The sequence below is a fragment of the Flavobacterium sp. W22_SRS_FK3 genome (assembly GCF_052113665.1).
Classification (GTDB): Bacteria; Bacteroidota; Bacteroidia; order Flavobacteriales; family Flavobacteriaceae; genus Flavobacterium.
This window is the reverse complement of record NZ_JBGQOF010000013.1, coordinates 90,078-104,927: the sequence shown is the minus strand read 5'-3', so window position 1 is coordinate 104,927 and position 14,850 is coordinate 90,078. Positions and strand designations below refer to the sequence as shown.

16 protein-coding genes and 1 tRNA gene are annotated in these 14,850 nt (G+C 34.2%); 3 read left to right on the top strand and 14 right to left on the bottom strand.

The annotated features are described in order from the left end of the window. Positions 1-14: 14 nt before the first annotated feature. Positions 15-770 carry an SGNH/GDSL hydrolase family protein gene (locus ACEN2I_RS14085; protein WP_441766734.1) on the top strand — a complete coding sequence of 252 codons (756 nt, stop codon included), beginning with the start codon at positions 15-17 and terminating at the stop codon, positions 768-770. A gap of 142 nt (positions 771-912) precedes the next feature. Here ACEN2I_RS14085 and ACEN2I_RS14080 read toward each other — a convergent pair whose 3' ends face one another. From ACEN2I_RS14080 to ACEN2I_RS14040, 9 genes are all read right to left on the bottom strand, one after another. Continuing rightward, positions 913-1,941 carry a hypothetical protein gene (locus tag ACEN2I_RS14080; protein ID WP_441766733.1) on the bottom strand — a complete coding sequence of 343 codons (1,029 nt, stop codon included), beginning with the start codon at positions 1,939-1,941 and terminating at the stop codon, positions 913-915. Beyond that, positions 1,919-3,547, bottom strand: a complete 1,629-nt coding sequence (locus ACEN2I_RS14075; RefSeq protein ID WP_441766732.1) for an FAD-dependent oxidoreductase — start codon at positions 3,545-3,547, stop codon at positions 1,919-1,921. The genes ACEN2I_RS14080 and ACEN2I_RS14075 overlap by 23 nt, the downstream gene beginning before the upstream one ends. Continuing rightward, positions 3,522-5,042, bottom strand: coding sequence for a polyamine aminopropyltransferase (locus ACEN2I_RS14070; RefSeq protein WP_441766731.1), 1,521 nt, complete (start codon positions 5,040-5,042; stop codon positions 3,522-3,524). Before ACEN2I_RS14070 ends, ACEN2I_RS14075 begins: the two co-directional genes overlap by 26 nt. After that, a complete protein-coding gene (locus ACEN2I_RS14065; protein ID WP_441766730.1) occupies positions 5,035-5,250 on the bottom strand; it encodes a DUF350 domain-containing protein in 216 nt (71 codons plus the stop codon). The genes ACEN2I_RS14070 and ACEN2I_RS14065 overlap by 8 nt, the downstream gene beginning before the upstream one ends. A gap of 11 nt (positions 5,251-5,261) precedes the next feature. Beyond that, positions 5,262-5,441, bottom strand: coding sequence for a hypothetical protein (locus ACEN2I_RS14060; RefSeq protein WP_441766729.1), 180 nt, complete (start codon positions 5,439-5,441; stop codon positions 5,262-5,264). Positions 5,442-5,443: 2 nt separating this feature from the next. Continuing rightward, entirely contained in the window at positions 5,444-6,673 is a 1,230-nt protein-coding gene (locus ACEN2I_RS14055) for a DUF4178 domain-containing protein (RefSeq protein ID WP_441766728.1), read from the bottom strand. Between the two features lie 3 nt (positions 6,674-6,676). Further along, a complete protein-coding gene (locus ACEN2I_RS14050; RefSeq protein WP_441766727.1) occupies positions 6,677-7,039 on the bottom strand; it encodes an S-adenosylmethionine decarboxylase family protein in 363 nt (120 codons plus the stop codon). Between the two features lie 136 nt (positions 7,040-7,175). After that, positions 7,176-7,262, bottom strand: a tRNA-Ser gene (locus tag ACEN2I_RS14045). Between the two features lie 56 nt (positions 7,263-7,318). Next, on the bottom strand, positions 7,319-8,191 hold the full coding sequence (locus tag ACEN2I_RS14040) for a LysR substrate-binding domain-containing protein (RefSeq protein ID WP_441766726.1): 873 nt from the start codon (positions 8,189-8,191) through the stop codon (positions 7,319-7,321). A 91-nt stretch (positions 8,192-8,282) separates the two neighbouring features. Here ACEN2I_RS14040 and ACEN2I_RS14035 point away from each other — a divergent pair, with 91 nt between their 5' ends. Beyond that, positions 8,283-9,512 (top strand): MFS transporter, encoded by a 1,230-nt coding sequence (locus ACEN2I_RS14035; RefSeq protein ID WP_441766725.1) that lies wholly within the window; start codon positions 8,283-8,285, stop codon positions 9,510-9,512. A gap of 294 nt (positions 9,513-9,806) precedes the next feature. On the opposite strand, the gene ACEN2I_RS14030 is transcribed toward ACEN2I_RS14035, so the two are convergent. The 5 genes from ACEN2I_RS14030 to ACEN2I_RS14010 all read right to left on the bottom strand — a co-directional run bounded on the left by ACEN2I_RS14030 (position 9,807) and on the right by ACEN2I_RS14010 (position 14,322). Continuing rightward, a complete protein-coding gene (locus ACEN2I_RS14030; protein WP_441766724.1) occupies positions 9,807-10,844 on the bottom strand; it encodes an asparaginase in 1,038 nt (345 codons plus the stop codon). Next, on the bottom strand, positions 10,834-11,970 hold the full coding sequence (locus ACEN2I_RS14025) for a 1-acyl-sn-glycerol-3-phosphate acyltransferase (RefSeq protein WP_441766723.1): 1,137 nt from the start codon (positions 11,968-11,970) through the stop codon (positions 10,834-10,836). The genes ACEN2I_RS14030 and ACEN2I_RS14025 overlap by 11 nt, the downstream gene beginning before the upstream one ends. Positions 11,971-12,033: 63 nt before the next feature. After that, entirely contained in the window at positions 12,034-12,813 is a 780-nt protein-coding gene (locus ACEN2I_RS14020; protein WP_441766722.1) for a TatD family hydrolase, read from the bottom strand. 196 nt (positions 12,814-13,009) lie between these two features. Further along, the gene (locus ACEN2I_RS14015) at positions 13,010-13,735 is read right to left on the bottom strand and encodes a tetratricopeptide repeat protein (RefSeq protein WP_441766721.1); all 726 of its coding nucleotides are present in this window, start codon (positions 13,733-13,735) and stop codon (positions 13,010-13,012) included. 2 nt (positions 13,736-13,737) lie between these two features. Beyond that, positions 13,738-14,322 (bottom strand): RNA polymerase sigma factor, encoded by a 585-nt coding sequence (locus ACEN2I_RS14010; protein WP_441766720.1) that lies wholly within the window; start codon positions 14,320-14,322, stop codon positions 13,738-13,740. Between the two features lie 127 nt (positions 14,323-14,449). On the opposite strand from ACEN2I_RS14010, the gene ACEN2I_RS14005 reads away from it, so the two are divergent. Beyond that, complete coding sequence (locus ACEN2I_RS14005; RefSeq protein WP_441766719.1) at positions 14,450-14,749, top strand: hypothetical protein; 300 nt, start codon at positions 14,450-14,452, stop codon at positions 14,747-14,749. Positions 14,750-14,850 lie beyond the last annotated feature (101 nt).

Sequence of the window (14,850 nt, the reverse complement as noted above, 5' to 3'; positions counted from 1 at the left end):
AATTTATTCAAATTATGAAACCACAATTCAGACAAATAGTTATTGTTTTACTTTCTATATTTCTTTTGAGCTGTAGTTCTGATGAAACAGCTTTAGAAACCGTAACACCAAATACACCTCCGGTAATACAAATTCCTGTCACTCCTATTTCTTCTTCAGTTAATTATCTGGCTTTGGGCGACAGTTATACCATTGGGCAAAGCGTGTGTGAAACCTGCAGATTTCCGGAGCAGCTTAAATCAAGCCTTAAAAAAAAATATACCCAGACTTCTTTTTCATTAAAAGTTATTGCAACAACCGGCTGGACAACCACCAATTTAATTTCCGCCATAAGCCAGCAAAACCCAGAACCCAATTATGATTTGGTAACTTTATTAATTGGTGTAAACAATCAGTTTCAGGAAAGAGGTTTTTCGCTGTATGAAAAAGAATTTCCTGAGGTAGTCACAAAAGCAATAATGCTGGCCAAAGGCGATAAAAAAAATGTAATTGTAGTTTCTATTCCGGATTATGCTTATACCCCTTACGGAATGATGTACGGAACTGCCGGACGAACTAAAATTTCAGAAGAAATTGATCAATACAACACTTTTGCTGAAAATTACTGTAAAACCAATAACATCGTTTTTGTTGGCATTACCGACATTACCAGACAAGGACTCAGCAATCCTAATTTAGTCGCTTCAGATGGGCTGCATCCTTCTGAATCTGCTTATGCGTTGTTTGTCGAGCGTATTTTGCCTAAAGCTAAAGCGGTGTTACAGGATTAGTTATTTTATTTTTAAGTAGCAAAATATCTCATTTTCAAAACACCATTTGTCCCGCTATCCATTTTATCTTTTGTAGCGAACCCCGCCACAAAAGGATATCATTTCTATCGGGGCTAGATTAGAGGTTTTTGTTTTCATGAAGTCATGAACCTGATTTCTTCGACTTCCAAATAAAGCCATCGAGTAAATAATGCGTAAATTGAGGGACACTAAACAGCGGAACTAATAAAAACTGCCAGCTGGAGAAATCATGATCATTGATGGAAATATTTTCATTCCACACAAAAAACTCCCAAAGAAATTCTTCTGAAAAAGCAATTACCAATAAAATCACTGCATAAATAAACACTGCATTGTAACTTTTTAAATAATTAAAAATTCCTGACGTGCTATCTATTCTATTTTCAACTTCTCTAAAATAAACCAACGCCATATACGGAATCCCATGTGAAACCACATTCAGCAAAGTAAAAATAAGATCATCATTAAAATAGACAATTCCGAAATACCAGGAAAGTGCCGCTCCTAAAATAATACTGTTTTTTGGGACATTAAAAAAGTGGTTTTTAACTGAAATAATTGCAGTACGAATCACATACAAAAACAAAATACCGATGTAAATCCAAAACAGAATTTCTAATAATGTTTGATTCTCAAAATGAAAAAACTCATCCTCAACAAACCAGTTAAATTTTCTATTGGGAGACAAAAACCAGAACAACATCGGGTAAACGGTTGCTGCATAAATCACCAGATTATTAATTAAAACAGAAACCGTTGTTTTTTCTTCCATACGGGCATACAACCGCATAAAACCGTATTGCTGTCTTATAAAATGAAAGACCGCCACATAAGCCAGAAAAGACCAGAAGATCAAACTTCCAAAGGCAAAAAGTATCAAACCAATAACAAAGCAGATTGCAGGCAAAAGCAGTAATCTTTTTTTATTCTTTTTGAATTCATCAGCTACAAAATAGGTTTTAAACAAAGTAGCATAAACGTGTGCCACATCTATAAAAACTATTAAAAAAAGCCAGGTATAAAACGAATAATCACTTTCAATTTCTATAATATAATCCTGAAATAGAAATATAATTGCCAACACAAAAAAGGACGGTCCAATGATAAAAATCAGATCTGTTCTTTCCTTATGAATCCAGGGTTGTCTCATCTAAAATTTGGTTTACGACATTAATTCCGTGATGAAAAGCTTCTTCAAAAATGGATATTCCGGACAAATCAGTATGTGCAAAATAGATTCGGTCCTTTATGGTTTTTGATGCCTGTTTTTTAGCTTTCCCAAAAATAAATCCAGGCGCCGGACTTATCATTCCGTGACCTAATAGAAAAACTTCCATTTGTTCTGTACAATTCTCAATATCAGGATGTGCAATTTTTAAATCATCAAAAACAAATTGTTTCCAATATTCTTGATTTTTTTTGTATAATTCTTTCCTTGATTTTTTTAGATCCGAAGATGAAAAACTGTAGTAATATGTAATTACTTTTTTTGTCTGGATCTGTTTCAAAGACTGATGCTGGTCGTATACATAGCCTAACCCTTTTGCATCATATATAACATTGTCCCACGAAAGCGGAAAACTAAAATTATCAGACAAATCAGTTACTGTCAAAGTTGCCAAAAGCCATGGTGTATAATGAAATTGTTTTGTAAACTCTTTCCTGTCCTGAATTAAATATTGATTTACAAACTGAGGCGTTGCCATAATTACTTTGTCTGCAATAATTTCTACCGAAATCTTTTTAAGGTCATCAAATACCTTGACAACAACTTTATCATTTTCTGTTTTCACTTCGTAAACCAAATGGTTTTTCAGTGTTTTTTGATCGGTATATTTTTTAAGATGGGTAGTTAATCTGGCATTTCCTTCAGGCCAGGTTAAAACACTTTCTTTTTTATCAGAAGTTGCATCTTGTTTTCTTCCGGCAAAATAATGAATTCCGGCCCAAGCTGAAACAAAATGAATTCCGAGTCCAAAATCATCTTTACAGCAATAATCAATATAATTAAACAATGGCTCCGCTTTAAAATTATTGGCTTCAAACCATTCTTTCATTGTTATTTTATCTAAACTTCGGGTTGAAAGATCGCTTGAAGAAAGGTGAAGCGGAATATCAAATAAATACTTTCCATCTTCGCCTTTTCCTTCTCGGAAAGCATCCATCAATTTAAAGAAACTTTGAAATTCTAAATCTTCCTCTTTCGAATTACCTTGTTTAGGAACAACTCCGTCCTGCCATTTATTTTTGTAAAACAAACGTTCGTCAGGTGCAAAAGACAATTGCAGTTCATCAAAAACAGGCAGCCCTTTTTGATCATATCCAACTATAATTTTCTCCTCTGCAAGAAACTGCAGTAACTCCTTATCTTTGAAATTAGGCAATGGTAAATAATGTGCCCCTAGCGGAAACTTAGAATATTGATTCTCTCCATTAGAAGAATTTCCTCCTAAATGACCTTCTAATTCAATTAATAAAAAATCAGAAATTCCTTTTTTTTGAAATTGTCTTGCAGCGCTTAAACCTGAAATTCCGCCACCCACGATTAGATACGGGATGTGAATTTGAGTTGACGGTTTAGGAAAATCTTTAATCCAAAGGCGGTGCCCCAAAAGATGGCTAGTACCCGATAAGCGAATCATCAGAACGGCTATTTTATCAGAACAAAACTGTAAAAAAGGAATTAAAAGCAAAGAAGCACCAATTCCTTTTACAAAATTTCGTCTTGATTTATTGCAATTTTCCCCATTCTTCATCAAAATAGCGTACTAAAATTTGGTTGTCTAAACGATTGATTTCAATTTCATTTGAGATCATATCTTTGGTAAAATAATTATATCGGTCAAATTGATAATTATAAAATTTTAAACCTGAAGCTTTTCTGTTTACTTCATTAAAAGTAGTTCCAAAACCATTAATGGCGATGGTATAACCCCATTCTCCAAAAGAAGGAACATAAGCGTGATAAGCATCGACCTGAGGAAAAACCTGCATGACCGTTTTATTAATACACCAAAATGATTTTGGCGCAAAATAAGGCGACGTAGTCTGAATTACTACTACTGCATCAGGCTGTAAAATAGTTTTGATGGTCTGATAAAAATTCAGAGAATACAATTTCCCTAAACTATAATTTGACGGATCGGGAAAATCTATAATCATAACATCAAACTTATCTTTACAGCTTTTTGACCAAATGTAAGCATCCGTATTTATAACGGTAACTTTTTTGCTGTTTAAAGAATTTTGATTGAATCCTGTTAATACTTTATTGCTTTTAAAAAGCTTCGTCATACCTTCATCCAGATCAACTAAAGTCACTTTTTGAACTTCTTTATACTTTAGGATTTCACGAACCGCAAAACCATCTCCTCCTCCTAAAACCAGAACATTTTTTAAGTTCTTGGCAATCGACATTGCCGGATGAACCAAAGCTTCATGATAACGATATTCATCAGCAGAACTAAACTGAAGATTATTGTTTAGATACAGGCGATAGTCGCTTTTGTTATGCGTTAAAACAATTCGCTGATATTGGGTTGAATTCGTGTAAATGATATTTTCTCCGTACAATTTTCCTTCAGAATATGCCAAAATAGAATCTGAAAAAATAAAAACACCCAACAAAATTAAGAATGAAAAGACAGCTTTTACTCTTAAAAAATAAGGCTTTTTTAATTCTTTTTTCAGCAGAAAACATAATGCAATTGCAATACTTACGTTTATCATTCCGAAGAATAACGAGGTTCCCATTATGCCAAGTTTCGGAACTAAAATTAAAGGAAAGAGTATGGATGCCAATAAAGCTCCAATATAATCGAAAGTAAACACGTTTGAAACCAAATCTTTAAATTCGACTTTATCCTTAAGAATATTCATTAATAACGGAATTTCCAGTCCAACTAAAAACCCGGTGATGAAAACTAATAAATACAAAATGAATTGAAAGCTGCCAACACTTTCGAACAATAAAAACAAAACTACCGAACTTAAGCCCCCAATCAATCCGACCAGGATTTCGATTTCGACAAAAGTATTGAGTAAATTTTTATTGAAAAACTTAGAAAAAAAAGAGCCAATACCCATTGAGAACAGGTAAACTCCAATAATAAATGAAAATTGTTTTACTGAATCCCCTAATAAATAACTGGCCAAAGTACCTGCAACAAGCTCATAAACAAGCCCGCAGGTCGCAATTATAAATACAGCAAACAGCAAAAGAAATTCAAACCTGAGAAACTTTTTACCCATGAATTGCGGCACTAATAATCATTGAAAGTCCAATGATGAAAGCTGCCAGAACAATCGCTACGGCAACATTATTTTTTTCCACAACTTCTTTCCATGTGCTTTCAGGAGTAAGCTTTTCGACGATAAAATATCCTATTAACAGAATAACGATCCCTAAAAAAGAATAAATGATTGAATTAATTATTGGCTGTGTGTGTATAAATTCCATATTGTTAAATTTTACTTATGATAAAAACGGTTATATGATGTACGGCTTCCTGTTGACTTGTAACTTTCTGTAGATTCACAATCGCAAATGCGGTTTCCTGCCATTGCAAAATAAAGGTAAACTCCAAAACAAAAGAGCCCGATTGCTATCGAAGCGGCATTATTGTAAATTAAGTCCGAAATTCTTTTCATATTTATTCACTATAAGGAGAATATGAGCTGTCTGACCATCTTTTTTTCTCAAAATTAATTTTTAAAAATCGTATCAATATAAAAACAACAATCATAAAAATAATAACAAGCCAGACATTTCGATTTGAAGGCTCGTTCCAAACCACCTTAATTTTCATCGAGTTATTGTTCATATCTTCCGGTGCTTTCATTGGCGTGATCAAGAGATGGTACTTTCCTTCTTTAACTCCGCAGATATTAAACTCTTCCGAAGAACTTCCTTCGTTCCAGCTCTCACCATCTGAATAGCCATGATAAAACTCAATATCCTTGTTGGCATGAATTTCATCGTTAGTTTTTTCATTAACTAATGCCACATCAACATTTGCCCATGAATTGTCTACATCAGTACCAATATAAATAGACATCGGAGCTGATCCCCCACGCAAATAAAATGAATCACTTGTAATTTCTTTGTTATTAAACTCGTCAAAAGTAACTACTTTATAGAACACATCCTGTTTGGTCTGATCCTTATAAATATACCAGTTTGACCCTATAATTAACAAAGCAAAAATACAGAATATGACAGCTGTATTTTTTAAATCAAAATAAAAAGGCTGGGCAATATTTACACCCGTTTGATAAGGCAAATAAGCTTTAGAAAATCCTTTTTTAATTTCTTTTTTACTGATGTACTCGCCAAAAAAAGCAGTTTCTACATTATTGATTTTTTCAATAGAAATCATAAAGGGAGGCTGAATATATTCAACCATATGAACCTTCTTAACCGGCAATGAAAAATCAAAATATCCCTGAGCATTTTCGATATCTGAATCACAATATTCATAGAGATCAAAAATATCTCCATCATAAGTAATCGTTTTTGGATGTTGTTTTACATCGAATTTTTCCTCAATTTCAATTAAGAAAATCCAATGTCCATCTGTTTCTGAAAGGTAAGCAAATTCGTTTGAAGCATTTTGAAGAATATATTCTGTCCAGTTATACCCACCATACACTTTTTTGAGTAAAGCACCCGTAACAGTATATTCATCTCCCTTAATAGTTCCTTTATCTCCAATTTTAAGAAAAAAAATATCCTCTCTGGATTTAAATTTAGATTTTAAACGAAGCTGGCCTTCACTATCTGCAAAATATAAACTCTGACAATGAGGGCAAACAAAATTTACGACTTCAAAACCAACCTTCAGTTCTGTAACTGTATTACAATGGTAACAGGGAACTTTCATATATTAACGATTAATTTCAAAATCTTTGATAATTGTTCCTTCAAAATAAGCGATATAATCGGCCATAACTTGTCTTACCTTATCCGAATTATCCTGAAGATAATTACACAAATAAACATCAATCGTGAGCTGATTATATTCCGGCCAGGTGTGAATGCAAATATGAGACTCTTTTAAGCAAACTGAAATGGTAAAACTATCGTTATCAAAATTATGAACCACCATTCCTACCTTTTCTAATTCGTATTTCTCTAAAATGGAATCGGTAACAGCAACAAAACCCTGACTATCAGTTAGTGCTAAAATTTTATCGACATGCAGGGTAACCAGTTTATGAAGACCTGGCGAATAAGGAGGTAAATCCATTCAATTATTTATATAACTCAGGCGCCAAATATATAATAATTTATTTAATAAAATAATGTAAAAGAATAATTCAAAATAACCCCTTTAATAAAAAATCCCGCAATCTCAATAAATGAAATTGCGGGATTTTATCTCGCAGAGAGGAAGGGATTCGAACCCTCGATACAGTTACCCATATACTAGCTTTCCAGGCTAGCTCCTTCAACCACTCGGACACCTCTCTATTTTGGTTTGCAAATAACACAAAAAAAAATGAGTTAGAAAAGTAATTTGTGCTTTTTAAATGCTTTTTCTGAATTCTTCTATAAATAATTTTACTGCTTTCTTTTGATAAGCGCCCTGAATCGTCAAAATAAACGAATCCCGCTGTGTTCGTACGCCCGTAATCTGAATTGCTTTTAAGTGATCCCAATCTTTCAAAGCCTTTTCGGTAACGATGGTCGCCCAATCGCTATCGGCTACCAAACGCAATAAAGCATGGACTGCATTTAATTCTATGGAAACTTTAGGTTTCATATTGTTCTTTAAAAACAATTCATCCAAAAATTCCCTGGAATTAAATCCACGTACAGGTAAAATAAGCGGAACCTCTTCTATTTTTTTAAAGGCAATTTTATCCAAATCGGCTAAGGGATGTTTTTTTGAAACCGCCATCACCAACTTGGAAGTAAACAATGGAATTTTCTCAAAAGGAAGTTTAATTTCATTAGAAGAAATTACTAAAACCAAATCCAGTTCGTTGTTTAATAATTTTTGTTCCAAAGGTTCGGTGGTACCATATTCCACCACAATTTTCAGATTCGGATAGGTTTTGGCAAACGAATTGACCACCGGCAAAACCAGAAGTCCAAAGATATACGTTACGCCTATTCGCAGTTCACCGCCAATCATTTCATTTAAATCCTCAATGGCCTGTTTGCCATTTTCTACATTTTCGATGATTTGTTTGGCGTGAATCAAAAACACAGCACCCGCTTCGGTAAGCTGGACTTTTTTACCCATCCTGATAAACAAAGGCATTCCGAGTTCTTCTTCGAGTTTTTTTATCTGCTGCGATAATCCAGATTGGGTTACGAAACACAATTCGGCTGCTTTTGTAAAGTGCAATACTTCAGCCGTTTTAATGAAATATTGCAATTGATAAATTTCCATATTGATAAGTTTAACTACTCATTATCAGTAAAATTATTAATTTTTCTAATGAAATCATAATCCCGACCTTTGTAACAAATATTTCAGAATTATGTTTAAAGCGCTAAAATCAAGAAACTTCAAATTATTTTTTTACGGACAATCCGTTTCAGTAATCGGAACCTGGCTTCAAAAAACAGCAGTAAGTTGGATGGTTTACAGCATAACCGGTTCTGTTTTTTTATTAGGATTAGCCACTTTTTTAAGTATGATTCCGTCCTTATTTTTGGCCCCTTTGGCCGGAAGTATTATTGGGCATTATGACCGTCATAAAAGCATGATTATTTTGCAATCTCTGGCGATGCTTCAGGCAGGTGCTTTGGCTTTGCTGATTTATCTAAAAATATACAACATCAACTATATTTTGGCTTTAAGCCTTATTCAGGGAATCATAAACTCTTTTGATATGACCTGCAGACAAACCATGATGGTTGATATTGTCGACAGCAAAGAGGATTTACCCAATGCTGTGGCACTAAACTCCACACTGACTAATTTCGCCCGAATCGCTGGTCCTGCTCTGGCTGGAATTATTTTACATCAATACGGCGAAGACATTTGTTTCATTGGGAATTTCTTAAGTTATATTCCGGTTTTGGTCTCTTTATTATTGATGAAAATTGAGCCACATATCAAAGCAACCAACAAACTCAAAATGCTGGATGATTTTATAGAAGGTCTGGAATATGTAAAAAAAGAAACTGAGATGGCAAAAATGCTTTTGATGTTAATGTGCAGCAGTTTGTTCGTCATTTCTTTTAATACCCTGATGCCTGTTTTTGCGAAAGATATTTTTAGCGGAAATGCACAGACTTTCAGTTGGTTTGAAAGCGCTGCAGGTATTGGATCTATTGTTTCGGCTATTTATCTGGCCAATCTAAAATCGGCAGTAAACATCAATAAAATAATGGTCTCGGCAAGTCTTTTATTAGGCTGCAGCATTATTATCTTATCGTATTCAGACAATTTAATCATTGCGCTGTTTTGCATGACTTTGAGCGGCGTGGGTATGATGGCACAAACCTCATCAATCAATATTTACATTCATACGCAAAGTACCGTAAACATGCGATCCAGAAGTATTAGTTATTACATGATGGCGTATCAGGGAATGATTCCGGTGGGAAGTTTGCTTATCGGATATGTATCGCACGCCATAGGAACCAGAAATACCGTTGCTTTACAGGGTGTAATTTGTATTGTTTCGGTTATTGTTTATGTGTATTACAACCATAAACAAGCTGAGAAAGTAGATACTTGCCCAGTTAGATATAAAGATTAAGGTTAAGTAAATTCCAATAAAAAAAATCCAAATTCCAATTATGGCAAACTTGTTCATTTCGAATAACCAAAAATAACAATTGGAATTCTACAAAGATTGGCGATTCTGATTGCGGAGTTATTGTGTGATTTGGCCTTTCGTCGAAATTGACAAACTGATTCAAATAATAGCAACCAATTCTGTCAGGCTGAGCGGAGCTGAAGCCGTTTCAGTTAAAAAGGATTCGACTCCGCTCAGGATGATACTATTTTTTTAATACTTAACTAACTTATATTCCTTATATGGTGAAAAAAATTACAGTGAAATTTCACCGCGCAAAGCAGTTTCGAAAATTGTTTTAAACTCAGTTTGCGGAATGGTAACCGAATGTCCCAACAGATACATTAATTTAGTAATAGCCGCTTCTGTCGTGATGTCTTTTCCGGAAATAACACCTAGAGATTTCAAAACCGTACTGGTTTCATATTGTCCCATATTGACACTTCCACCAGAACATTGTGTCACATTTACGATATGCAATCCGGAATCAATGGCTTTTTTAATTAAGTTTAAAAACCAGTCTTCGGTAGGGGCATTTCCGGATCCGTAGGTTTCGAGAACAATCCCTTTTAAATCTTTAATGGCCAAAATCGAAGCCAAAACAACTTCGCTCATTCCCGGAAACATTTTGATGATGGCTACGTGATTGTTTAGGTTTTTATGCACAATCAGTTTCGCGTCTGTATTTAAAGGAAGAAATAAATGACGGTTTAGTTTCAGATGCACTCCTGATTCTACCAGTTCCGGATAATTCGGTGCTGTAAACGCTTTAAAATGTTCTGCATTTACTTTTGAAGTTCGGTTGCCGCGGTATAATTTATATTCGAAATACAGGCAAACTTCCGTAATTACAGGCTTTCCATTTTCCTGAAGCGAAGCAATCTGAATGGCAGTAATCAGGTTTTCTTTGGCATCAGTACGCAAGTCTCCAATTGGCAATTGAGACCCCGTAAACACAACCGGTTTGGCTAAATTTTCGAGCATAAAACTCAACGCTGATGCCGAATAGGACATGGTATCTGAACCGTGCAGCACGACAAATCCATCAAAAGTGATATAATTTTCCTCGATAATCGTGGCAATTTTAGCCCACATTTCGGGATTCATATTCGAGGAATCGATTGGATTTTCAAAAGAAACCGTTTCGATTTCGCAGTCCAATTGTTTGATTTCTGGAATATTTTTCAGCAATTTTCCAAAATCAAAAGCTTTGAGTGCTCCTGTTTCAAAATCCTTGCTCATTCCGATCGTTCCACCGGTGTAGATTAAGAGTATTTTGGCTTTAGATGACATCCTGGTATTTTAATTTACTCACTACAGGATTGGCATACATGGCTAAAAAACCTTGTCTGGCTACACCATCATCAGCTCCTATTCGCATTTCTAAACGACGCTCAAAAAGCATTTTTTCGTTTTCCTTATATAAATGAGCGTATTTATCTGTTTTATGTAAGATGTCATAGGCAATAAAGTTGGTTGGCCACAATTGGTAATTCTGCAAAATAGAATCATCAATTGTTTGTGCCAAAGCCTGAATCTGTTTATTAGAATTATCATTCTCAGCCACAATCTGGTCAATTTCGGTATCTAAAACATCTCCTACCGAAATGTGTATTCTTTTTTTAGTTCCCATGATACCGCTTAAAATGGTCATGAAATCTTCATTTTTATCCTTAATATATACTTCATTATTGGCTTCTGCCATTAATTGCGGCATTTTCAAAACATCTGTAGGATCATATTCGTATGAAATGGATACTGGAACAATCTTTAACTTTTTGAAATAATCCATCGGATTGGCTTCATCAGAACCCATTGCAATCATTTTTAAAACTCCGGGATTGGTTTCGTCATTTCCGTCCTTAGTTCGGCCTTCTCGTTGTGCAATCCAAACCGAACGGTTTTCACGAAGCAGTAACTGTCCCATATATTCGGCCAGTAATTTAGAACTCTGCAGCATTTCTCTTGGCGTTAAACCTCTTAAAACCAAAAAGTTTCGGTTTAGTTTTGCCAGTGTACTCAGGAATGCTTTTTTAACCAGATTGTCTCCAATGGCCGAAGCCGTCATCACTAAACCGTGTTCGAATAAGCAAACATTCAGTAAAGTAGTATCTAAAAGAATATCCCTGTGATTGGAAATAAATAAATAGGATGTGTTTTTTTCTAACTTTTCAAAACCCGAAGTGGTAAGTCCTTCCGAACTTTTTTCGAGTACTTTTTGAATCGTCTGATAAATAAAATTGCATTGAAAATCACGAATAGAGTGTGTTTTCGTAAGTTGTTCTTTCCAAACTTCATCTTTTGATTCCGGGAAAGTAAAATTCATCATGGTTTTCATCATCGGATGATTGACTACTCCTTTCAGGGCTTCATTTACTTCGGAATCATAAAATGGTCGAATAGCGTCAAATTTCTGCATTATAAATATCAATTTAGGTGGGCAAAAGAACAAAAAAAAAATTAAACAATTGTAATTTGCATATTAAATCCCAAAAACGTCTTTAGAGTTCTGTGTTGTTAATGTTGCAATTTCAGCATCTGAAAGGTCGTAAATTTCTGCCAGTTTTACAATTACATTTACTAAATAACTGCTTTCGTTGCGTTTACCTCTGTATGGAATAGGTGCCAGATATGGCGAATCGGTTTCTAAAACGATATGCTTCAAATTGATCTGGTTTAAAAATTGGTCTATTTTTCCGTTTTTAAACGTCACAACACCGCCAATTCCCAGCTTCATATTGTACGAAATTGCCTGAAGTGCCTGCTCATACGTTCCGGTAAAACAATGAAAAATCCCGAATAAATCAGCTGATTTTTCTTCTTCCAGAATTTCAAAAACCTCATCAAAAGCTTCACGGCAGTGAATTACGATGGGTAATTTATATTGTTTGGCTAACTGAATTTGTCTTCTGAAAGCAATTTGCTGTTCTTTCAAATACGTTTTATCCCAATACAAATCGATCCCGATTTCGCCAATAGCATAAAATTTTCGTTTCGAAAGTTCTGTTTCAACATGTTGCAGCTCATCAAGATAATTATCTTTCACGTAAGTGGGATGCAAACCCATCATTAAAAACACATTCTCAGGATAATTTTGCTCTAAATCGTACATAGACTGTGTAACAGCAGCATCTATTGCAGGAATAAAAAAACGGGTAACTCCTGCATTTATGGCCCTCTGAATCATTTCGTCACGATCCTGATCAAACTCTTCAGAATATAAATGGGTGTGTGTATCGGTAATAATGTATGTTGAATTCAATTGTTTATTTTTTAAAGCTGTCAAAATTACGACAATATTAAAAGAATAGCAATTATGTGTGCTTGGGACGCGGATTTGGAGGATTTTTTAAGGTAAATCAAACCAATCTTGTTGTCCTAACGAAAAAAGATTCGCAAAGCACTTTACAACGCTGCGAATCTCTCTGTTTAATTCTCTCTGAATCTCTGTGAGATAATTAGTCCAAAGCATCCAAAAGCTCCTGAACTTCATCATAGTCTTCATAATCCTGAGAAATGGTCTGCAGGATTTGCTTACAGCCTTTATAATCTTTTTGTTTCAATTTTATTAAAGCCAGATTCCAAAGTGATTTTTCTTTATAAATAGAATTTTCCGATTTCAATTCATTAAAAACTCCTTCTGCTTTTTTATAATCACTGATTTGTAATAAAGAAACTCCATAATAATATTGAATTTCTGATGTTTTATTTTCTTTCAAAACTGCCTTAAAAAACGGAATCGCTTCTTTGAATTTTCTGCTATTAAAAGCTTTTTCGGCCTGTATCAGGTTTACATTTGTATTACTTCTTTCTGTAAGATGAGCTTCGCCTGGATGGTTATAATCATTAAAAGATGGATTCTGATTGTAGTCAAAAAAGAACAACCCGAATAAAATAGCCACAGATGCCGCCGCCGCATAATACCAAGGACGCATCAATATCACTTTTGGCTTTTCTTTATTGAAATGTTTATCTGAAATATTTGATAGATTTTCTTTGAATGCTTCTCTTTCCTGTACATGTCCGAATTTATTTTCCAATTGCACCTGAACTTCTTTGAAAGTTCTGAATTCAGTGGCAAATTCAGGATTTTCTGAAAACTCTTTTTCAAAACGATTTCTTTCCTCAAGAGTCATTTCACCCTGAAGATATTGATCAAATAATAGATAACGTTCTTCATTCATGGCTAATTATTTTTAAGAGATTTAAAATTTTTTGCTTCCTGAATCCACTGCGTCAGCTGCCCAATACATAACGATTTCTTTTTACGGACATAGCCGTACGTTACGTTTAGTTTTTCGGCAACTTCTTCCATCGATTTAATGGTGAAACTCAGTTTTAAAACCTCCTGGCATTTATCTCCTAATTTTTGGAACATCATATCAAAAAGCTGCTGTTTTTCATCAAATTGTTCGGCTTCCTGAACCAATTCAAGAGCAGATTCATTGATAGATGCAAAATCTTCACTAATTGTTACCCCTTTATTCGAAGTTTTTTTTAATTCGTTAAGCCATTTCCTTTTGCACAACAAAAAAAAGTAAGCATCAAACGGACAGGTCAATAGCAATGTATTGGCTTTGGCCTGATTAAAAAGCAAAATCATGATTTCCTGAACTACATCCTGTGCCTGATCCCTGTCTCCGGAATTATTCATTATATAGAAAACCACTTTAGGAACATAATTTTTATAGATCGAACGGATTATGGCGGAATCATTTGCCGCAATTCCTTCAATATACTTTTGGTCAGGATGAATTTTACTTTTTTTCATAATCGAAAATTATTAGCTAAAGTAAAAAAAGAATCTGGAAAAAATTACAGAAAAGGGGGTAACAATCCTAAAAACAAATTGATATATAGCAATAAAAAGGTTATTGAAAATTATAAATCAGATAAATATGGGAAGCTGCCAATTAACAAACGAAAAGGATTTTGCTAAGTTCCAGCAAATACTGTCGAACAAAATTCGCAATGGATTTATTGTAATTGAAAAAAACGACAAACTTCCTTATGTGGTTTTATACAAAGAAAAAAAACAAATCGATTCTTCTCTACAGCTGGTCTTGGTTTTTGCAACATTGGGACTTTGGTCAATCGTCTGGCTGTATTTAATCATTAATCTTTCTAAGAAAAAACAAATTCTGGTTGCAGTCGATGAGGACGGAAATGTTTTTGAAGAAAAATGCCTCTCTAAATAAATTTAAAAAAATAAAAAATCAGGGGTAACAATTTTAAAGGCAAATTGATATAACACTATAAAAACGAATTAAAAAAGAATTTTTGAAAACAGGGGTAACAA